General features: G+C 68.3%; 20 protein-coding genes. 17 read left to right on the forward strand and 3 right to left on the reverse strand.

All coding sequences use genetic code 11. From position 1 onward, the window contains the following. Positions 1 to 59: 59 nt before the first annotated feature. A complete protein-coding gene (locus J4E04_RS03570; protein WP_222645500.1) occupies positions 60 to 803 on the reverse strand; it encodes a giguanylate cyclase in 744 nt (247 codons plus the stop codon). A gap of 245 nt (positions 804 to 1,048) precedes the next feature. Here J4E04_RS03570 and J4E04_RS03575 point away from each other — a divergent pair, with 245 nt between their 5' ends. The 14 genes from J4E04_RS03575 to tuf all read left to right on the forward strand — a co-directional run bounded on the left by J4E04_RS03575 (position 1,049) and on the right by tuf (position 16,702). Then, positions 1,049 to 1,861: a TIGR03084 family metal-binding protein gene (locus J4E04_RS03575; protein ID WP_027504604.1), complete on the forward strand. Its 813-nt coding sequence runs from the start codon at positions 1,049 to 1,051 to the stop codon at positions 1,859 to 1,861. Between the two features lie 5 nt (positions 1,862 to 1,866). Continuing rightward, positions 1,867 to 3,570: an acyclic terpene utilization AtuA family protein gene (locus J4E04_RS03580; protein ID WP_490150497.1), complete on the forward strand. Its 1,704-nt coding sequence runs from the start codon at positions 1,867 to 1,869 to the stop codon at positions 3,568 to 3,570. Further along, positions 3,567 to 4,715, forward strand: a complete 1,149-nt coding sequence (locus tag J4E04_RS03585) for an acyl-CoA dehydrogenase family protein (protein WP_490149899.1) — start codon at positions 3,567 to 3,569, stop codon at positions 4,713 to 4,715. Before J4E04_RS03580 ends, J4E04_RS03585 begins: the two co-directional genes overlap by 4 nt. Next, entirely contained in the window at positions 4,712 to 6,310 is a 1,599-nt protein-coding gene (locus J4E04_RS03590; RefSeq protein WP_490149900.1) for an acyl-CoA carboxylase subunit beta, read from the forward strand. Before J4E04_RS03585 ends, J4E04_RS03590 begins: the two co-directional genes overlap by 4 nt. Before the next feature lie 5 nt (positions 6,311 to 6,315). Next, positions 6,316 to 8,286 carry an acetyl/propionyl/methylcrotonyl-CoA carboxylase subunit alpha gene (locus J4E04_RS03595; protein ID WP_490149901.1) on the forward strand — a complete coding sequence of 657 codons (1,971 nt, stop codon included), beginning with the start codon at positions 6,316 to 6,318 and terminating at the stop codon, positions 8,284 to 8,286. Next, the gene (locus J4E04_RS03600) at positions 8,283 to 9,443 is read left to right on the forward strand and encodes an acyl-CoA dehydrogenase family protein (protein WP_027504609.1); all 1,161 of its coding nucleotides are present in this window, start codon (positions 8,283 to 8,285) and stop codon (positions 9,441 to 9,443) included. Before J4E04_RS03595 ends, J4E04_RS03600 begins: the two co-directional genes overlap by 4 nt. Then, entirely contained in the window at positions 9,443 to 10,291 is an 849-nt protein-coding gene (locus J4E04_RS03605; protein ID WP_490149902.1) for an enoyl-CoA hydratase family protein, read from the forward strand. The genes J4E04_RS03600 and J4E04_RS03605 overlap by 1 nt, the downstream gene beginning before the upstream one ends. Before the next feature lie 5 nt (positions 10,292 to 10,296). Further along, positions 10,297 to 10,968: a TetR/AcrR family transcriptional regulator gene (locus tag J4E04_RS03610; protein WP_490149903.1), complete on the forward strand. Its 672-nt coding sequence runs from the start codon at positions 10,297 to 10,299 to the stop codon at positions 10,966 to 10,968. A 65-nt stretch (positions 10,969 to 11,033) separates the two neighbouring features. Next, complete coding sequence (locus J4E04_RS03615; RefSeq protein WP_490149904.1) at positions 11,034 to 11,567, forward strand: DUF3558 domain-containing protein; 534 nt, start codon at positions 11,034 to 11,036, stop codon at positions 11,565 to 11,567. Between the two features lie 14 nt (positions 11,568 to 11,581). Further along, entirely contained in the window at positions 11,582 to 12,082 is a 501-nt protein-coding gene (locus J4E04_RS03620) for a DUF3558 domain-containing protein (protein ID WP_490150498.1), read from the forward strand. A 291-nt stretch (positions 12,083 to 12,373) separates the two neighbouring features. Further along, a complete protein-coding gene (gene rpsL / locus J4E04_RS03625) occupies positions 12,374 to 12,748 on the forward strand; it encodes a 30S ribosomal protein S12 (protein WP_027504614.1) in 375 nt (124 codons plus the stop codon). A 1-nt stretch (position 12,749) separates the two neighbouring features. Continuing rightward, positions 12,750 to 13,220: a 30S ribosomal protein S7 gene (gene rpsG / locus J4E04_RS03630; protein WP_027504615.1), complete on the forward strand. Its 471-nt coding sequence runs from the start codon at positions 12,750 to 12,752 to the stop codon at positions 13,218 to 13,220. 90 nt (positions 13,221 to 13,310) lie between these two features. Then, the gene (gene fusA / locus J4E04_RS03635) at positions 13,311 to 15,413 is read left to right on the forward strand and encodes an elongation factor G (protein WP_027504616.1); all 2,103 of its coding nucleotides are present in this window, start codon (positions 13,311 to 13,313) and stop codon (positions 15,411 to 15,413) included. Positions 15,414 to 15,511: 98 nt separating this feature from the next. Continuing rightward, the gene (tuf, locus tag J4E04_RS03640; RefSeq protein ID WP_027504617.1) at positions 15,512 to 16,702 is read left to right on the forward strand and encodes an elongation factor Tu; all 1,191 of its coding nucleotides are present in this window, start codon (positions 15,512 to 15,514) and stop codon (positions 16,700 to 16,702) included. Between the two features lie 61 nt (positions 16,703 to 16,763). Here tuf and J4E04_RS03645 read toward each other — a convergent pair whose 3' ends face one another. Beyond that, on the reverse strand, positions 16,764 to 17,429 hold the full coding sequence (locus J4E04_RS03645; protein ID WP_027504618.1) for a hypothetical protein: 666 nt from the start codon (positions 17,427 to 17,429) through the stop codon (positions 16,764 to 16,766). Positions 17,430 to 17,529: 100 nt separating this feature from the next. Next, positions 17,530 to 17,814: a hypothetical protein gene (locus tag J4E04_RS03650; RefSeq protein ID WP_027504619.1), complete on the reverse strand. Its 285-nt coding sequence runs from the start codon at positions 17,812 to 17,814 to the stop codon at positions 17,530 to 17,532. A 113-nt stretch (positions 17,815 to 17,927) separates the two neighbouring features. Between J4E04_RS03650 and J4E04_RS03655 the strand changes: the two genes are divergently transcribed. From J4E04_RS03655 to nicT, 3 genes are read left to right on the forward strand one after another with little or no spacing between them, the layout of a single operon-like run. Beyond that, on the forward strand, positions 17,928 to 18,692 hold the full coding sequence (locus J4E04_RS03655) for a glutamate racemase (RefSeq protein ID WP_056441782.1): 765 nt from the start codon (positions 17,928 to 17,930) through the stop codon (positions 18,690 to 18,692). Positions 18,693 to 18,743: 51 nt separating this feature from the next. Next, positions 18,744 to 19,961: an MFS transporter gene (locus J4E04_RS03660; RefSeq protein ID WP_307091356.1), complete on the forward strand. Its 1,218-nt coding sequence runs from the start codon at positions 18,744 to 18,746 to the stop codon at positions 19,959 to 19,961. A gap of 44 nt (positions 19,962 to 20,005) precedes the next feature. Next, positions 20,006 to 21,106 (forward strand): Nickel transporter NicT, encoded by a 1,101-nt coding sequence (gene nicT / locus J4E04_RS03665; RefSeq protein WP_222649742.1) that lies wholly within the window; start codon positions 20,006 to 20,008, stop codon positions 21,104 to 21,106. The last annotated feature ends 5 nt before the right edge of the window (positions 21,107 to 21,111 follow it).

Genomic DNA, 21,111 nt, shown 5'->3' on the forward strand with positions numbered 1-21,111 from the left:
GACAGTGTCGTGATTCCAGTCGCGATCGCGATACCACGGACGTACTCGCGGAGAGTGGCTCAGGACTGGTCGAGCCGCACTGCTCGCACGAACGTGTAGAGCAGTGCGGGAACGGCGATGACCAGTGACATGACCGGTGCCCACACGACCAGCGCGCCCAGCGGGGGGACGTCCTCGAACAGCATGTTGTAGCCGATGATGGACGTGACGGCGACACCGGCGATCGCGATGTGAGTGGCCAGCATCCAGCGGTCGAGGAAGACACCGGCGAACAGGCCGAGCACCACGAAGAAGGTGGTCTTCCCGACGGCGTAGGCGGGCGGCATGTCGGCGCTCAGGTTCGCGGCGAGGATGCCCAGGTTGGACAGGACGACGAAGGCGAAGGCGGTGTGCAGCCGCGGCCACGAGGTCACCGTCCACCAGAGAGCGGCGGCGAACGCGAAGGCCGCGCAGCCGATCTGCACGCCCACCGTGAACGTGGTGGTGCCGCCGAAGCCGTACAGGATCTCGAGGGTGGCGCACACGCCCATCGACGCGGTGAAGAACGCGATGATCCACCGCACGACGCGCTGATCGGTGAACGACGACATGAGGCCGACGATCCACTCGTAGCGAGCCTCGAGTTCGCCGATCGGCTCGTCGTCGTCGTCGTACCGGGGTTCGTCGTACCCGGTCTCGTCGTGCCGCACCGGTTCCGGCACCGGGTACTCGGCTCGGGGTCCGACGCCCGGACTGAAGGCCGTGGTGAAGGCGCCCGGCGCGCTGTAGGCCTGCCCCGGTCGTCCGTCTCGTGCACTGACCATGTCGGGTCCCGTTCCCTTCGGTGCCCGCATTCGCGGGCGGCCTCGTCCCGCCCGGCGTGTCGCGAGCGTCGTGATGGGTGTCGTGCGGTAAAGCGTCCAACCGCCTGTGGGATTCACCGTAAACCAGGCTTTCGGACCTGCGCTGCGGATGGATGGTGCCACGGATTGTTTTGGAGTTCGTCACAACGTCCAAGAACAAGCAAGCATGCTTGCTTTTTTGGCCCGTGGGTGCGACCGTTCCAGGCATGGCTGCTCTCGAGGTGTTGCTGCAGGACCTGCGTGCGGAGGGCGACGCGCTGGACGCGCTGGTCGCCGATGCCGACGACGCCGCGTGGCGCACGGACACCCCGGCGGCCGGTTGGACGGTGGCGCATCAGATCGCTCACCTGCACTGGACCGACCACGTCGCCGCGCTGACGACGGCCGGCGCCTCCGGTGACGAGGACGCCGAAGCGGCATTCGACGCGGTGATCGCCGACGCGATGGGCAGTCCGGACTCGTTCGTGGACTCCGCTGCCGACGCACTCGCCGGAGAGCAGGTCAGCACCCTGTTGTCGCGATGGCGGCTCGGCCGAGTTCAACTGCTCGACGTCCTGACACACGTGCCCGACGGCGTGAAGATCCGCTGGTTCGGCCCGCCGATGAGCGCGATGTCGATGGCCACCGCGCGCATCATGGAGACCTGGGCACACGGTCAGGACGTCGCGGACGCCCTCGGCGTGGTCCGGGAACCCACCGTGCGGCTGCGTCACGTCGCGCACATCGGCGTACGCACCCGCGACTTCGCCTATGCGATCCGCGGCCTGACGCCGCCGTCGGCACCGTTCCGCGTCGAGCTCACCGCTCCCGACGGGAGTGAGTGGTCGTGGGGGCCGGAGGACGCGGAGCAGAGTGTCACGGGTTCCGCTCCGGACTTCTGCCTGCTCGTCACGCAGCGCGTGCACCGTGACGACACCGACCTGGTGGCCGTCGGCGACGACGCGGCGACGTGGCTGGGTCTCGCGCAGGCGTTCGCGGGGGCCCCCGGCGGTGGCCGGGACGTGCGGGTGGCGTCGTGACGGAGATGATCAGGGTCGGGAACTGCTCCGGCTTCTACGGTGACCGCGCGTCGGCCATGCGCGAGATGCTCGACGGCGGTGATCTCGACGTCCTCACGGGCGACTACCTGGCCGAGCTGACGATGCTCATTCTCGGACGCGACCGGATGAAGGATCCGACACGCGGCTACGCCAAGACGTATCTGCGGCAGCTCGAGGAGTGCCTGGGCACTGCGCTCGACAAGGGCGTCACCCTGGTCAGCAATGCCGGTGGGTTGGCGCCCGCACGACTGGCGGACGAGATCCGGTCCCTCGCCGACCGTCTCGGTCTGACCGTCTCGGTCGCCCACGTGGAGGGAGACGATCTGCACGACCGCGCCGAGGAACTGGGCCTCGGCTCCCCGCTGACCGCCAATGCCTATCTCGGCGCCTTCGGTGTCGCGGCATGCCTGGACGCCGGGGCGCAGGTCGTGGTCACCGGACGCGTCACGGATGCGTCGGTGGTGGTGGCCCCGGCGATCTCCCGGTTCGGGTGGACCCGCGATCACCTCGACGAACTCGCGGGCGCCGTCGTCGCCGGCCACATCATCGAATGCGGAACCCAGGCGACCGGCGGGAACTACTCCTTCTTCGGTGAGATCGAGGATCTGCGTCGACCGGGGTTCCCCCTCGCGGAGATCCGGTCGGACGGGTCGTCGGTGATCACCAAGCACGAGAACACCGGCGGCGCCGTGACGGTCGGAACGGTGACGGCGCAGTTGATGTACGAGATCACCGGCCCGCGCTACCTCGGCCCGGACGTGACCGCGCGGCTCGACACGGTGCGGGTCTCGCAGGACGGACCCGACCGCGTGCTGGTCACGGGGGCTCGCGGCGAGGCGCCGCCGCCCACCCTCAAGGTCTCCCGGAACACGCTCGGCGGGTTCCGCAACGAGATGACCTTCGTGCTCACCGGGCTCGACATCGAGGCCAAGGCCGACCTGGTGCGCACCCAGATGACCGAGGCGTTGACGCCGCCGCCGCGCGACGTCGACTGGACTCTGGCGCGCACCGACCACCCTGACGCCGACACCGAGGAGGCCGCCAGTGCGGTGCTCCGTGTCGTCGTCCGCGACGCTGATCCGCAGCGTGTGGGTCGCGTGTTCAGCGCTGCCGCAGTGGAACTCGCGCTGGCGAGCTACCCCGGTTTCTGTGTGACGACGCCTCCGGGTCAGGGGTCGCCCTACGGCGTCTTCGAGGCCGGGTTCGTCGATCAGGCGGTGCCGCGGCACGTGGCGGTTCTCACGGACGGCACGCGCGTCGACGTCGCACCGCCCACCGTCACCACGGCTGTCGAGGCGGACCCGTCCGACGCGCCCGCAGGCCGCCCGCCGGCCGAACCCACACGCACGCTGCCGCTCGGCACGGTGGCGGCGGCGCGCAGCGGTGACAAGGGCGGCAGCGCCAACGTCGGGGTCTGGGTGCGCGGCGACGCCGCGTGGGCCTGGCTCCGGTCGATTCTCACCACCGAGATGGTGACGACGCTGCTCCCGGAGACGGCGGGCCTGCGCGTGCACCGGTACGAGTTCCCGCACCTGCGCGCCGTCAACATCGTCGTCGACGGGATTCTCGGAGAGGGCGTCGCATCCGGCGCCCGCTTCGATCCCCAGGCCAAGGGCCTGGGGGAGTGGCTGCGATCGCGGCACGTCCCGATACCCGAATCAGTACTCGCAGAAAGTGGACTCGCATGAGCACCTGGGGTGGCCCCGACCGAGCGCAACTCCGTGAGACGGTCCGGGGGTTCGTGGACCGGGAGGTGCTGCCGCACCTCACCGAGTGGGAGCGTGACGGCGAGATCCCCCGCAGCCTGCACCGCGCGGCGGCCGAGATCGGTCTGCTCGGGGCGCCGTTCCCCGAGGCGGTCGGCGGGGGCGGCGGCTCGCTGGTCGACGCCACCGTCATCTGCGAGGAGATGCACGAGGCGGGTGCGTCCGGCGGCCTGTTCGCGTCCTTGTTCACCTGTGGAATCGCGTTGCCGCACATGGTCGCTGCGGGCAACCCCGACCACCTCGAGAAGTGGGTCCGGCCCACGCTCGACGGCGAGCTGATCGGGTCGCTGGCCATCACCGAGCCCGGCGGCGGATCCGACGTGGGGCACCTGCGCACCCGAGCGGTGCGCGACGGGGACCACTTCGTCGTCAACGGCGCCAAGACCTACATCACCTCGGGGTGCCGGGCCGACTTCGTGGTCACCGCCGTCCGCACCGGGGGAGACGGCGCGGCCGGCGTCTCGCTGCTCGTCGTCGAGCGCGGCACACCGGGATTCGAGGTGTCCCGCAAGCTCGACAAGATGGGATGGCGGGCCTCCGACACCGCCGAACTGTCGTACACCGACGTGCGGGTCCCCGTGGAGAACCTGGTGGGCCCGGAGAACTCCGGGTTCGCGCAGATCGCGCAGGCCTTCGTCTCCGAGCGGGCGGCACTGGCCGCGCAGGCCTACTCCTCGGCGCAGCGGTGCCTCGATCTTACGGTGGCGTGGACGCGGGACCGCTCGACGTTCGGCAAGCCGCTCATCGCCCGTCAGGCGGTGCAGAACACGCTCAGCGAGATGCACCGCAAGATCGACGTGGCCCGCACGTACACGCACGCACTGATCGATCGCCACGTCGAGGACGGCGACGACTGCATCGCCGAGGTGTGCTTCGCGAAGAACACCGCGGTCGAGGCCGGCGAATGGGTCGCCTCCCAGGCGGTACAGCTGTTCGGTGGACTCGGCTACATGGCCGAGAGCGAGGTCGAGCGTCAGTACCGCGACATGCGCATCATCGGCATCGGCGGCGGCACCACCGAGATCCTCACCTCGCTGGCCGCGAAGCGACTGGGGTACACCGCATGACGACTCTGACCTCCCGACTCGACAGCTCCGGTGACGCGTACGTCTCGGCCGCCGACACCATGATCGCCAAGCTCGCCGAGGTGGAGGCCGAACACGCCAAGGCACTGGGCGGCGGGGGCGAGAAGTACGTCGCACGGCACCGCAGCCGCGGCAAGATGACCCCGCGCGAGCGCATCGAGATGCTCGTCGACCCGGATTCGCCGTTCCTCGAGCTGTGCCCGCTCGCGGCCTGGGGCACGGACTTCCCGGTCGGCGCCAGCGTGGTCGTCGGCATCGGTGTCGTCAGCGGCGTCGAGTGCCTGATCGTCGCCAACGACCCCACCGTGCGGGGCGGCACGAGCAATCCGTGGACCCTGCGAAAGACGCTGCGAGCGAACGACATCGCGATGCAGAACCGGCTGCCGGTCATCTCACTGGTCGAGTCCGGCGGTGCCGACCTCCCCACGCAGAAGGAGGTGTTCATCCCGGGTGGCCGCATCTTCCGTGATCTGACGCGCCTCTCCGCGGCCGGCATCCCCACCATCGCCCTCGTGTTCGGCAACTCCACCGCCGGCGGCGCCTACATCCCCGGCATGTCCGATCACGTCGTCATGATCGAGGAGCGGTCCAAGGTGTTCCTCGCCGGACCGCCGCTGGTGAAGATGGCCACCGGCGAGGAGACGGACGACGAATCGCTCGGCGGCGCCCGCATGCACGCCCGGACCTCCGGTCTCGCCGACCATCTCGCGGTGGACGAGAAGGACGCCATCCGCATCGGCCGCGGCATCGTGAAGCGGCTCAACTGGCACAAGAAGGGTCCGGCGCCGCGCACCGAGGTGCTCCCGCCCCGGTACGACGAGGAGGAACTGCTCGGTATCGTGCCGGCCGACCTCAAGATCCCGTTCGACCCCCGCGACGTCATCGCGCGCATCGTCGACGACAGCGACTTCGACGAGTTCAAGCCGCTCTACGGCTCGTCTCTGGTCACCGGATGGGCGGAACTGCACGGGTATCCGGTCGGCATCCTCGCCAACGCCCGCGGCGTCCTCTTCAGCGAGGAGTCGCAGAAGGCGACGCAGTTCATCCAACTGGCGAACCGTTCGAACACGCCACTGCTGTTCCTGCACAACACCACCGGCTACATGGTGGGCAAGGAGTACGAGGAGGGCGGGATGATCAAGCACGGGTCGATGATGATCAACGCCGTCTCGAACTCCACCGTCCCGCACATCTCGGTGCTGCTCGGTGCGTCGTACGGCGCCGGACACTACGGCATGTGCGGTCGCGCCTTCGACCCGCGCTTCCTCTTCGCCTGGCCCAGCGCCAAGTCCGCGGTCATGGGCGGTGCCCAACTCGCGGGCGTCATCTCGATCGTCTCCCGCGCCTCCGCCGAGGCCCGCGGACAGGCGTTCGACGAGGAGGCCGACGCGGGTCTGCGCGCGATGATCGAGCAGCAGATCGAGGCCGAGTCGGTTCCCATGTTCCTGTCCGGACGCCTGTACGACGACGGCGTGATCGACCCCCGAGACACCCGCACGGTGGTGGGGATGTGCCTGTCGGCCATCGCCTCCGCCCCGATCGAGGGCACCGCCAACTTCGGTGTCTTCCGGATGTGACCGTCATGACCATTTCGTCAGTACTCGTTGCCAACCGCGGCGAGATCGCCCGCCGCGTGTTCACGACTTGCCGCGCCGAGGGCATCGACACGGTCGCCGTGTTCTCCGATCCGGACTCCGCGTCACCGCACGTCGCCGACGCCGACGTCGCCGTCCGGTTGCCCGGTTCCGCATCGTCGGAGACGTACCTCCGCGGAGACCTGATCATCGAGGCGGCGCAGCGCGCCGGCGCCGACGCGATCCACCCCGGTTACGGGTTCCTGTCCGAGAACGCGGAGTTCGCGCGCGCCGTGCAGGATGCGGGCCTCACCTGGATCGGTCCGCCGGTGAAGGCGATCGAGTCGATGGGGTCGAAGGTCGAGTCCAAGGCCATGATGCAGAGCGCCGGTGTGCCGGTGCTCGATCGGCTCGACCCCGCGTCCGTCACGCAGGACGATCTGCCGGTGCTCGTGAAGGCGTCCGCCGGTGGTGGTGGTCGCGGTATGCGCGTGGTGCGTGAACTCGACGCACTGCAGGACGAGATCGACGCGGCGTCGCGGGAGGCGCTGTCCGCCTTCGGTGACGCGACGGTCTTCTGCGAGCGCTATCTCGAGACGGGCCGCCACATCGAGGTCCAGGTCATGGCGGACCGCCACGGCACGGTGTGGGCGGTGGGCGAGCGAGAGTGCTCCATCCAACGACGCCACCAGAAGGTGGTCGAGGAGGCGCCGTCTCCGCTCGTCGAGCGCGTTCCGGGTATGCGGGAGAAGCTCTTCGAGGCGGCACGCATCGCCACCGAGGCGCTCGACTACGAGGGGGCCGGCACCGTCGAATTCCTCAGCGACGAGCGCGGCAACTTCTACTTCCTCGAGATGAACACGCGCCTGCAGGTCGAGCACCCGGTGACCGAGTGCACCACCGGTCTCGATCTGGTGGCACTGCAGATCCACGTCGCCGCGGGCGGAGCGCTCCCGGCCGAGCAGCCCACCACGCGCGGACACTCGATCGAAGTGCGTCTGTACGCGGAGGATCCGGCGCGCGACTGGCAGCCGCAGAGCGGCGTCGTGCACCACGTCGAGTTCGACGGAGCGCGAGAGTTCGAGGTGCTCACGCGGACAGGCCTGCGAGTCGACTCGGGCATCGTCGACGGCAGCGTGGTGGGGACCCACTACGACCCGATGCTCGCCAAGGTGATCTCGTACGCGCCCACCCGGGAGCAGGCGTCCGGAATCCTGGCGAAAGCGCTGCTGCGCTCGCGCATTCACGGGGTGCGCACCAACCGCGACCTGCTCGTCACGGTGCTGAGACACCCCGCGTTCCTCGCGGGCGACACCGACACCGCGTTCTTCGCGACGCACGATCTGGCGGTCCTCGCTCGGCCGCTCGTCGACGACCGGGGTGTGCGGCTGTCCGCACTCGCCGCAGCGCTCGCGGACGCCGCCCGATCGAGAGAATCGGCGACGGTGGGCCGATCCCTCCCCAGCGGCTGGCGCAACCTCGCCTCCGTGCCGCAACGCAAGACGTACGCGGTGAACGGCACCGAGATCGTCGCCGAGTACCGACTGTCGCGCGGAACCCTCGTCACCGACGTCGACGACTGCGCACTGGTCCGGGCCGAGTCCGACCGGGTGGTGCTGCTGGCCGACGGTGTGCGACGTGAGTTCCACGTCGCGGTCCACGGCGACGCCGTGTTCGTCGACTCGTCGATCGGACCGGTACGGCTCGAACGGGTTCCGGTGTTCGTCGATCCGAGCGAGATCGTCGCCGCCGGATCGCTGCTGGCACCGATGCCCGGCAGCGTCGTGCGGATCGGTGCTGCCGTCGGCGACACCGTCACCGCCGGCCAACCGATCCTGTGGCTCGAGGCCATGAAGATGGAACACACGATCACCGCACCCGCGGCGGGCGTGCTGACCGAGCTCACGGTCACTGTGGGACACCAGGTGGACGTCGACGCCGTACTGGCGGTCGTCGCAGCAGAAGGAGATCAGGCATGAGCTTCATCGAGACGGACGAGCAGAAGAGCCTCCGCGCCGCGGTGGCCGGACTGGGCAAGCGCCACAACTACATCGACTACGTGCTGCCCAAGGCACGCAAGGGTGAGGCACTCACCGAACTGTGGCACGAGGCCGGGCAATTGGGCTTCCTCGGGGTGAACCTCCCCGAGGAGTACGGCGGCGGCGGTGCCGGCATCTACGAGCTCGCACTGGTCCAGGAGGAGATGTCCTCGTTCGGTGCGGGCCTGCTGCTCGTGGTCGTCAGCCCGGCGATCTGCGGCACCATCATCGCGAAGTACGGCACCCCCGAGCAGAAGCAGTCCTGGCTGCCCCGCCTCTCGGACGGCTCCGCGATCATGGCGTTCGGCATCACCGAGCCCGACGCCGGCTCCAACTCCCACCAGATCACCACCACCGCGCGACGCGACGGTGACGAGTGGGTGCTGCGCGGCAGCAAGATCTACATCTCCGGCGTCGACCAGGCCGACGCGGTGCTCATCGTCTCCCGTACGGAGGACGCGAAGACCGGGAAGCTGAAGCCGGCGCTGTTCATCGTGCCGACCGATGCACCGGGCCTGAACAAGACGCAGATGCGCATGGACATCATCGAGCCCGATCATCAGTTCACGCTGTTCCTCGACGACGTCCGGCTGCCGGCCGAGGCGCTGGTCGGTGAGCCCGACGCGGCGCTGATGCAGTTGTTCGCGGGTCTCAACCCCGAGCGCATCCTCGGTGCGGCGATGGCCGTCGGCATGGGCCGCTACGCCCTCGACGCCGCGGTGAAGTACGCGAACGAGCGCACCGTGTGGAAGAGCCCCATCGGGGCGCACCAGGGAATCGCGCATCCGTTGGCGCAGTGCAAGATCGAGCTCGAACTGGCGAAGCTGATGATGCAGAAGGCCGCGGTGCTCTACGACAGCGGTGACGATTTCGGTGCGGCGGAAGCGGCCAACATGGCGAAGTACGCGGCCGCCGAGGCCAGCATCAAGGCCATCGACCAGGCCATCCAGACGCACGGCGGCGCAGGCCTGACCGAGGAGTACGGCCTCGCGTCCATGCTCGGTGCGGCGCGCATCGCCCGCGTGGCTCCCGTCAGTCGGGAGATGATCCTGAACTTCGTGTCCCAGCACTCGCTGGGCCTGCCGAAGAGCTACTGATGGCGGGCAGGCCGGAGGCCGGTCGGGGCCCGGGCAGGCCGGAGGCCGGTCGGGGCGACGGACCACCTGTGCGGGTCGATCGGTCGGAGGGCGTGGTGACTCTGACACTCGACACCCCGCACAATCGCAACGCCCTCTCCACCGCCCTGGTCGACGACCTGACGGCGGGGCTCCGCGACGCGGGCGCGGATCGGGACGTCCGCGCCGTGGTCCTCACCCACACCGGCGGAACGTTCTGTGCAGGTGCCGATCTCACGGAGGCGGGCAGTTCGGTCTCCTCGCGCACCGAGCAGATGCTGACGCTGCTGCGGGCGATCCTCGAGACGCCGAAGCCGGTGATCGGCAGGATCGACGGGCATGTGCGTGCCGGCGGTATGGGCCTCGTGGGCGCATGCGATCTGGTGGTGGCCGGGCCGAAGAGTTCGTTCGCGCTGACGGAGGCGCGGCTGGGGTTGGCCGCGTCCATCGTCTCCTTGACGGTGGTGCCGAGGATGACCTCGCGTGCGGCGAGCCGGTACTTCCTGACGACGGAGACGTTCGGCGCGCACGAGGCGGAGGCCATCGGGCTCGTCACCGAGGCTGCGGCCGACACCGCGGCCACGGTGGCCGAACTCGTCGCGGCGATCCGTCCGTCGTCACCGCAGGGTCTCGCGGCGTCGAAACGCCTCACCACCGCCGCGATGCTCGAGGAGTTCGACCGCCGGGGCGCGGACCTGGCGGAGGAGTCCGCGAGGCTGTTCGCTTCGGACGAGGCGCGGGAGGGGATGATGGCCTTTCTGCAGAAGCGCAGCCCGTCGTGGGCCGCACCGGCGGAGTCGTCCGGTGCCGCTGTGGGGAAGGAGACGTGACGGCCATGACCGTGCCCACTCGTCACCGGGTCGGTGACACCCGCAGCCCGAAGCAGGATCGCAGCCGCGCCACGCGACTGCGTCTGCTCGAGTCCACGATCGACGCGCTCGCCACCGAGGGATGGGCGGCGACGACGGTCGCCGTCGTGGCCGAGCGGGCCGGCGTCTCTCGCGGTGCCACCCAGCACCACTTCCCGACGCGGGAGGACCTCATCACCGCGGCGCTCGAGTACATGTTCGACACGCGCATGGGGGAGGCGCGAGCCGAGAGCAGTGCGCTCCCGCAGAGCGCCGGGCGGACCGAGGCCGTGGTCACCCGGCTGGTCGACTACTACACGAGCCCCATCTTCCGTGCCGCGCTGCAGGTCTGGACCGCCGCGGCCGCGGATCCCGAGATGCGAGCCCGCGTCCTGCCTCTCGAGGAGAAGTTCGGTCGCGTGGCGCACCGCACGGCGGTCGATCACCTCGGCGCCGACGACAGTGATCCGCGCACCCACCGACTCGTGCAGGCCACCCTCGACCTGGCCCGCGGGCTCGGTCTCGCCGACGTGCTCAGCGACGACTCGCGCCGCCGCGCCGAGATCGTGAAGGTGTGGGCCTCGGTGCTCGACGCGTCCCTCGCCCTCGATACCACCACCAGCACCAGCACCCCCGCGAGTACGTCCGAACTGTCGTGATCGGCGCTCGCATCACGGCACTTTCGGCGTACTCGCGACAGTCCGCACTCCGATAGGCTGCCGCCATGAACTCCGTGCGGTGGGCCGGCGTGGCAGCAGTGGTGCTGCTCGGGCTCACCGGTTGCGGATCCGACTCCGACGCCGCCACCGACGACGCGCCGTCCACGTCCGCGTCGCAGGGACCCGGCCCGTTCTTCGGAGTGTGCGGCGGCCTCACCGACGACGAGGTGCTCGCCGCGTTCGCCGTGCCGGCTTTTGCTGTCGTGACCCGTAATTCGGTGGGATGCGAGTGGGAGACGTCCGGTCCGACGGGTCCGTCCGTCAGCTTCTCTTGGTACCGCGGCAGTCCCATCGGGCGCGAACGCATGGGCTCCGAGCTCATCGGGCGCCCGGCCGAGGACATCGAGATCGACGGCAAGCCCGGGTTCGAGGCCAGGTCGGAGAACGCGACGGGCCAGACCTATCTGTGCGAGAACGGGCTGCAGTACGGAGACGACTTCGTGCACTTCTCTGTCATGTACGCGGACAGTGTGCCGACGGCCGATCCGTGCGCTGTCGCACGGGGCCTGCTCGAGACGGTTGCGGAGCGTGCGCAGTGAGGAAAGTCGTACCGATGCTGGCCGGCGCCGCGCTGGTGCTGAGTGCATGCGGCACCACCATCGAGGGTCGTGCGGTGGCCGAGGGGATCGATACCGACGGCGGCGAATTCCAGTCACTGCTCGAGGAGTGCAACACCGTGACGCCGGAGCAGATCGCCGACGTCGTGGGCGGCGACGCCATCGACCAGGGCTTCATCGGGGCCATCTGCCGGTGGGACCTGACCGGCCCGGGCGGCGCGGTCAAGGTGACGTTCGACTGGTTCGAGACGGGGTCGCTCGCGGCCGAGCGCGAGGCGAACGAACGTATGGGGTGGACGGTGAGCGACGTCGAGGTGTCCTCGCGGAAGGCCCTCGAGATCCGTCAACCGGACGACCCGGCATCGTGCGGCGTGGCGGCGCAGTCGCCCGATTCCGGGGTCATCGGCTGGTGGGTGCAGTATCGGCCGGGGAACCCGACCGACCCCTGTGAGTCGGCCACGCGGTTGATGCAGCTGTCGCTCAATCTGTCGGCGTGACGACGGAAGGGTGAACTCCTGTACCCGATGCAGGGGCGTTTTGACCATCAGGCGCGCCGCCGGGTACCGTTACAGGTCGTGCCCGGCCCAGCCGGTACGTCTGTGTGCCTATGCGAGGTACAGCCGTGTTCGAGTTCACCATCGAGCAAGAACCGCGGCTGCCGTGTGGGGGTATGCGACACACCCGACCGCGGGGTGCACGAAGCCCGCGGAAGCACTACTGGGTGAGGGGCAGCGTTCTCTTGCCCCAACTGCTAGATCCCTGTTTCTCGACACGAAGAAAGCCGGTTCATGCCAACAATCAACCAGCTGGTCCGCAAGGGTCGCACCGACAAGGTCGCGAAGCTGAAGACCGCTGCCCTGAAGGGCAGCCCGCAGCGCCGTGGTGTGTGCACTCGCGTGTACACCACCACCCCGAAGAAGCCGAACTCCGCGCTTCGTAAGGTCGCTCGCGTCCGCCTGACCACGTCCGTCGAGGTCACCGCCTACATCCCCGGTGAGGGCCACAACCTGCAGGAGCACTCCATGGTGCTCGTGCGCGGTGGTCGTGTGAAGGACCTCCCGGGTGTCCGTTACAAGATCATCCGTGGCTCGCTCGACACGCAGGGCGTGAAGAACCGCAAGCAGGCTCGCAGCAAGTACGGCGCCAAGAAGGAGAAGAGCTGACATGCCACGTAAAGGCCCAGCACCCAAGCGCCCGCTGATCAACGATCCCGTCTACGGTTCGCCGCTGGTCACCCAGCTGGTCAACAAGATCCTGCTGGACGGCAAGAAGTCGACCGCGGAGCGCATCGTGTACCAGGCTCTCGAGCAGGCACGCGAGAAGACGGGCACCGATCCCGTCGTGACGCTCAAGCGCGCACTGGACAACGTCAAGCCGGCCCTCGAGGTCCGCAGCCGTCGTGTCGGTGGCGCCACCTACCAGGTTCCGGTCGAGGTTCGTCCGGGCCGCTCCACCACGCTGGCTCTGCGCTGGCTCGTCTCGTTCTCCCGCGCTCGTCGCGAGAAGACGATGGTCGAGCGTCTGGCCAACGAACTCCTCGATGCCAGCAACGGTCTCGGCGCAGCAGTCAAGCGTCGCGAGGACACGCACAAGATGGCGGAAGCCAACAAGGCATTCGCGCACTACCGCTGGTGATCGCGTCTCGGGGGCGCCGGGAAACATCCGGCGCCACCCGAGCGTTGAACCTTCGACTCACTTCTTCCAACACCAAGGCGGGATGAATTCGTGGCACAGGACGTGCTGACCGACCTGAACAAGGTCCGCAACATCGGCATCATGGCCCACATCGATGCCGGTAAGACCACCACTACCGAGCGCATCCTCTTCTACACCGGTATCTCGTACAAGATCGGTGAGGTCCATGACGGCGCAGCCACCATGGACTGGATGGAGCAGGAGCAGGAGCGTGGCATCACCATCACGTCTGCTGCCACGACGTGCTTCTGGAACGACAACCAGATCAACATCATCGACACCCCCGGGCACGTCGACTTCACGGTCGAGGTGGAGCGTTCGCTCCGCGTCCTCGACGGTGCCGTCGCCGTGTTCGACGGCAAGGAGGGCGTCGAGCCCCAGTCCGAGCAGGTGTGGCGTCAGGCCGACAAGTACGACGTGCCGCGCATCTGTTTCGTCAACAAGATGGACAAGCTCGGTGCGGACTTCTACTTCACCGTGCAGACCATCAAGGATCGCCTCGGCGCCAAGCCGTTGGTCATCCAGTTGCCGATCGGCGCAGAGGACAGCTTCGAGGGCATCGTCGACCTGATCGAGATGAACGCGAAGGTCTGGCGCGGAGAGACGAAGCTCGGCGAGACCTACGAGACCGTCGAGATCCCCGAGGAGCTGAAGGAGCGGGCCGAGCAGTACCGCACCGAGCTGCTCGAGACCGTCGCCGAGTCCGACGAGGCACTGCTGGAGAAGCACTTCAGCGGTGACGAGCTGACCATCGACGAGGTCAAGACCGCGATTCGCAAGATGACGGTCAACTCCGAGCTGTACCCGATCCTGTGCGGTTCCGCGTTCAAGAACAAGGGCGTCCAGCCCATGCTCGACGCGGTCATCGACTACCTCCCGTCCCCGCTCGACGTCGCCGAGACCATCGGTCACGCCGTGGGCGACGAGGAGAAGGAACTCACCCGCAAGCCGTCCGCCGACGAGCCGTTCGCGGCGCTCGCGTTCAAGATCGCGACGCACCCGTTCTTCGGCAAGCTGACGTACGTGCGCGTGTACTCGGGCAAGGTCGACTCCGGCTCGCAGGTCATCAACTCGACCAAGGGCAAGAAGGAGCGTCTGGGCAAGCTCTTCCAGATGCACTCCAACAAGGAGAACCCGGTCGCGACCGCCAGCGCCGGCCACATCTACGCCGTGATCGGTCTGAAGGACACGACGACGGGTGACACGCTCTGCGATCCGCAGAACCAGATCATCCTCGAGTCGATGACGTTCCCGGACCCGGTCATCCAGGTGTCGATCGAGCCGAAGACGAAGTCCGACCAGGAGAAGCTCGGCACGGCCATCCAGAAGCTGGCCGAAGAGGACCCGACCTTCTCGGTCAAGCTCGACGAGGAGACCGGCCAGACCGTCATCGGCGGCATGGGCGAGCTCCACCTCGACATCCTCGTCGACCGCATGCGTCGCGAGTTCAAGGTCGAGGCCAACGTCGGCAAGCCGCAGGTGGCCTACCGCGAGACGATCACCAAGATCGTCGAGAAGCAGGAGTTCACCCACAAGAAGCAGACGGGTGGCTCCGGCCAGTTCGCGAAGGTCATCATCGGCCTCGAGCCCTTCATCGGCGAGGACGGCGCGACCTACGAGTTCGAGAACAAGGTCTCCGGCGGTCGTATCCCGCGCGAGTACATCCCGTCCGTGGATGCCGGCGCGCAGGACGCGATGCAGTACGGCGTTCTCGCCGGCTACCCGCTGGTGAACGTCAAGCTGATCCTGCTCGACGGCGCGTACCACGACGTCGACTCGTCCGAGATGGCGTTCAAGATCGCGGGTTCGCAGGCCTTCAAGGAAGCTGCCCGCAAGGCCGGTCCGGTCATCCTCGAACCGCTCATGGCGGTCGAGGTGATCACGCCCGAGGAGTACATGGGCGACGTGATCGGCGATGTGAACTCCCGCCGTGGCCAGATCCAGGCCATGGAGGAACGCAGTGGTGCCCGTGTCGTCAAGGCGCTGGTTCCGCTGTCGGAGATGTTCGGTTACATCGGTGACCTGCGGTCTCGCACCCAGGGCCGAGCGAACTACTCCATGGTCTTCGACTCCTACGCAGAGGTTCCCTCGAACGTCTCGAAGGAGATCATCGCGAAGGCCACCGGAGAATAGTCTCCGAAGCTGGACCCGGTACCACCGTCACACCGCACCACCCGTAAGTACATCCGTAATGCTGCATAACGCAGGCAATAACAGTCCAGGAGGACACAGTGGCCAAGGCGAAGTTCGATCGGACCAAGCCGCACGTCAACATCGGCACCATCGGTCACGTTGACCACGGTAAGACGACGCTGACGGCTGCAATCACCAAGGTTCTGCACGACAAGTTCCCGGACCTGAACGAGGCGTCGGCCTTCGACCAGATCGACAAGGCTCCGGAGGAGAAGGCTCGTGGTATCACGATCAACATCTCCCACGTCGAGTACCAGACCGAGAAGCGTCACTACGCACACGTCGACGCTCCCGGCCACGCCGACTACATCAAGAACATGATCACCGGCGCGGCACAGATGGACGGCGCGATCCTCGTCGTCGCAGCGACCGACGGCCCCATGCCCCAGACGCGCGAGCATGTCCTGCTCGCTCGCCAGGTCGGCGTGCCGTACATCCTCGTCGCGCTGAACAAGGCCGACATGGTGGACGACGACGAGATCATCGAGCTCGTCGAGATGGAGGTGCGCGAGCTCCTCGCCGCACAGGAGTTCGACGAGGACGCTCCCGTCGTCAAGGTCTCCGCTCTCAAGGCCCTCGAGGGCGACGAGAAGTGGGCCGAGTCGGTTCTTGAGCTCATGCAGGCAGTGGACGACTCGGTTCCGGACCCCGTCCGTGAGACCGAGAAGCCCTTCCTCATGCCCGTCGAGGACGTCTTCACCATCACCGGTCGCGGCACCGTCGTCACCGGCCGTATCGAGCGTGGCTCGGTCAACGTCAACGAGGATGTCGAGATCGTCGGCATCAAGGAGAAGTCGACCAAGACCACGGTCACCGGCATCGAGATGTTCCGCAAGCTGCTCGACTCGGGCCAGGCGGGCGACAACGTCGGCCTCCTCGTCCGCGGCATCAAGCGCGAAGATGTCGAGCGTGGACAGGTCGTCGTCAAGCCCGGCACCACCACTCCCCACACGGAGTTCGAGGGCCAGGCATACATCCTGTCGAAGGACGAGGGCGGTCGCCACACCCCGTTCTTCAACAACTACCGCCCGCAGTTCTACTTCCGTACCACGGACGTGACGGGCGTCGTGACCCTCCCCGAGGGCACCGAGATGGTCATGCCCGGTGACAACACCGAGATGTCCGTCGTGCTGATCCAGCCGGTCGCCATGGACGAGGGCCTGCGCTTCGCGATCCGCGAGGGTGGCCGCACCGTCGGCGCCGGTCGCGTCACGAAGATCAACAAGTAAGACCGCCTCACACCGAACGGCGCTCACCCTGCGGGGTGGGCGCCGTTCGGCGTGTGTGGAATCAGGGCAGCACGACGACGTCCGCGGGAGAGCGCGGATCGATCTCGTAGTGGTCCTCGTACTGGCTGCTCATGCCGGTGACGCGCAGTGTCTGCCCCGCGCGGATCGCGCTCACGTCGATGCCCGTCTGCGTGTTGACGAAGACGGTGGTCTCCCCGGTCCGGTCCGCGATCGTGAACTTGTATCCGTACGGCAGATCGTCCACCACGGCGCTCGTGACGCGTCCGACGACCGTCACCAGCGACGCCTCGGTGGACTCGCCGACCACGCGGACCACCACCGGTCTGGGTGCCACCGCATCGACCGGTCCCAGCGACACGATGCTCGTCGGTCGCACCACCAGAAGTCCGGACTGGTCCGCGAGCGACCCCGTGACACGCACCGATGTACCCGGCACGACGTCGGTGGGCGCCGAGGCGCTGATGTAGATGCCGGCGGTGCGGTCCTGGATCCCGAACCCGACGTCGAGGAAGCTCGATGCGAAGGCGCCGGGCGGTGTGGTGACCGTGCCGACCACGGTGACCGTGGCGCCGGCGGAGAGAGTGCGCACCTGCGCGATGGGCGGAGCACCGCCCGGAGCGGCCGATGCAGGGGACGCTCCGAGCGTGAGTGCCACGAGGGCGGTGAGGGTCGTGCCGACAGTGCGGCGAAGGATCGTGCGCATCATGTGAGTTCCGTTTCCGCGCCGATCCCGCGTCGGCGCGCGCGCAACCCTCGTCCTCTCGGGTCGCGACGGCAACCGTGCCGAAAAGCGTTGTGACGCCGACTCACTCGACGGCGAAATCCTCCACCGTGACCACAACGGGAATCCGGACGACACGCGCGAGCGTCTCCTGGACGGCGTGGACGACGGAGTCGGGATCTCCCGGACAGCGGACCGTGATGTGCACGGCGCAGGACTCGTGCCCCACCACCACGCCCTCGATGCGTCGACCCGGCAGCAGCGTCACGGCCTCACCGAAGAGGCCGGAGTGCAGGCCGGCCACACCGGGGACCGCGAGCACCGCCGCGGCGATGAGGTCGGCCTCATCGGGCTCGAGCGGAGCGGTCATCCGCTCAGTCTGCGCTCTGTCACATTCCGACCGGCCTCCGGCCTTCCCGCATCCATCGTGGCTGCGCGCCGACGTCCGGAGGTCGGCCGGTGCCGGGGCGGTAGATTGTCACCGTGAACGTCGCGCTGATCGACTCGGGCCTGGGGTCGTTGCCCACGGCAGCCCACCTGCGTCGACTGCGCCCGTCGCTCGACCTTCATCTGTACCTCGACCCGGACAACGCGCCGTGGGGACCCAAGCCCACCGCGTGGACGGAGGCGCACGTCGTGGAGACGGCGCGGCGCGCCGTCGACGGTGGAGCCGAGGTGGTGGTGCTGCCGTGCAACACCGCCAGCGTCATCGCGCTCGACGCGACCCGCGCGGCCCTGGGGTCCACCCCCGTGGTCGGGACGGTTCCGGCCATCAAACCCGCTGCACTGCAGTGTGACTCGATCACGGTGTGGGCGACGGCGGCGACCACCGCGTCGTCGTATCAGGCGCGCTTGATCGCGGAGTTCGCGTCGGGTCGCACGGTGTCGGCCGTCGCGTGCCACGGGCTCGCCGATGCCATCGACCGCGGTGATCTCGCGGCCGTCAGCGCGGCCATCGCGTCGGCAGCGGCGCGGACGCCGGACGACGTGCAGGGCATCGTCCTGGGGTGCACCCATTATCCGCTGGTAGCGGACGAGATCATGGCGGCGCTGCCGCCGGGTGTGCGGATGTTCGACAGCGCCGAGGCCGTCGCGGCCCAGACTCTGCGCCGCCTCGACGAGGTGTCGTCGCCGCGTGAGGGACACGGGAGCGTGTCGGTGACCCTGTCGGGACGCGACGGTTCCCTCCCCGACAGTGCGTTGCGCTTCGCGGCCGGGCGATCGCTCGCGGTGCCCGCGACGCTCTGACGCCGTCACCGTCCCGGGAATGAGGAGTCGGTGGGGGGAGTTGGACCCACGGTGACGACGACCGAGGTGCGACCCCAGTCCTGGATGACCCCCGTTCGCTCGTTCTGGGTGGTGGCCCTCGTGTTCTTCACCGTCATGGGATCGTCGGCGGCGCCGTCCCCGCTGTACCCCGTGTACCAGTCCCGATGGGGATTCGGCGCGTCGACGCTGACCATCGTCTTCGCCGTGTACGTCTTCGCACTACTCGCCGCCCTGTTGACCGTCGGGTCGCTGTCCGACCACCTCGGCCGTAAGCCCGTGATCGTGACGTCGCTGCTCGTGCTGATCGCCAGCCAGGTCGTCTTCGTGTTCGCCGACGGGGTCGGCTGGCTCATCGCCGCGCGCGTCGTGCAGGGCCTGGCGGCCGGCGCGGCCATGGGTGCCCTGACCGCTGCGATCATCGATCTGCAGCCGACCGACCGTCTCGGCCCCCTGGTGAGCTCGGTCGCACCGGCCTTCGGGCTGGGAGCAGGCGGTATCGCGGCCGGACTGCTGGTGCAGTTCGCGCCGTTCCCCACCACGCTCGTGTACGTCGTGATGATCGTCGCGCTGGTCGTCCTCACGGCGCTCGTCGTGGCGGTGCCGGAATCCGCGGTCCGGGCAGGCTTCGACGACCGTCGACACGTCATGCGGGTGCTGACGCCGACCCTCGGGCTGCCCGTGTCGATCCGCGCCCACTTCTGGCCGGTCGTCCCCGCGCTCGTCGCGACGTGGTCGCTGGGCGGGTTCCACCTGTCGCTGGGGCCGTCCATCATGGGCACGGTCTTCGATCTCCGCGGCGCCGTCGTGGGCGGGCTGGACATCTTCACGATGTTCACGGCCGGAGCGATCGGTGCCGCGTCCGCTCGTACTCTTCTCCCGCGCACGGCCATGACCGCCGGTGCACTCACTCTCGCCGCGGGCATCGTGGTGAATCTCGTCGGGCTGCACATCGCGTCGGCGCCGCTGTACTTCGTCGGGACCGCGGTGTCCGGGTTCGGCTGGGGCGCGACGTTCCTCGGCGCGATGAGCATCATCGGCGCTCTCGCACCGCCGGAGCATCGCGGCAGTGTCTTCGCCACGACGCTCGTGCTGAGTTACCTCGCCTTCAGCGTGCCGGCCATCGTCGCGGGTGTTGCGATCCACTCGGCCGGTCTCCTCGTCACCGCGACGGTCTACGGAGCGGTCGTCGTGGCGCTGGCATCGGTTGCCGTCACGACGACGGTGCTCCGTTCACCCGCGCGCGTCTGATCCAGCACTGCGCGGACGGGCTCCATGAGGAATATTGGTGTCCCATGACGTCTGCCGACACCGTGACCGGACGTGCGCGTTTCACCCGCGACGAGATCCCCCGGCTCCTGGGCCTGGCAGCAGTGCTCGTGGCGCTGCACGTCGTCGGGTGGGGCCTGTTCCTGCACTACGACTCGATCCCGGCGATCCACGGCCTCACCGGCGCGGACGGCACTCTCGTCTACGCGGGCGCCGGGGTGTTGGCCTACACGTTGGGCATGCGGCACGCCTTCGACGCCGACCACATCGCGGCCATCGACGACACCACCCGACTGTTGCTGCAGAAGGGCAAGCGGCCCCTGGCGGTCGGACTGTTCTTCTCGCTCGGGCACTCGACGGTCGTGTTCGCGTTCGTCGCCGCGATCGCGTTCGCCGCATCGCGCGCGACGGACTTCCGGGACGCCTTCGCGGACACCGGCGGCATCATCGGCACCCTCGTCTCCGGCACGTTCCTCTACCTCATCGCGGCCCTGAACCTGGTCGTCCTCGTCGGCATCGTGCGCATGTGGCGTGCCGCGCGGCGCGGACAGTTCTCCGACGAGACGCTCGACGATCTCCTCGCACGCAGAGGACTGCTCAATCGGATCTTCCGCGGCCGCTACGACCGGATGATCAGCCACTCGTGGCAGATGTATCCGCTGGGGCTGCTCTTCGGCCTGGGGTTCGACACCGCCACGCAGGTCGGTCTGCTCGCCGTGGCGGGCACCAGCGCCATCGCCGGTGGCCTCCCGCCGATGGCCATCATCGCGCTGCCGGTGCTGTTCGCGGCCGGCATGTCGACGATGGACACGCTCGACGGCGTCTTCATGTCCAAGGCGTACGGCTGGGCCTTCGTCACGCCGGTCCGCAAGATCTACTACAACATCACGATGACGGGCCTGTCGATCTTCCTCGCCCTCGTGGTGGGCACCGTGCAGATCCTGTCGTTGCTCGGTGAGGAACTCGGACTGTCCGGCGGCATCTGGGACGCGGTGGCCGCAGTGGATCTCACCCTGGCGGGCCAGATCGTGGTGGTCGTGTTCGTGGTGGTCTGGATCGGCTCGATCGTCTACTACAAGGCGGCGCGCATCGACGACCGGTTCGAGCGGGAGACGCCGGCGAGCTGAGCCGC

It is taken from the genome of Rhodococcus sp. NFXS4 (assembly GCF_058139645.1).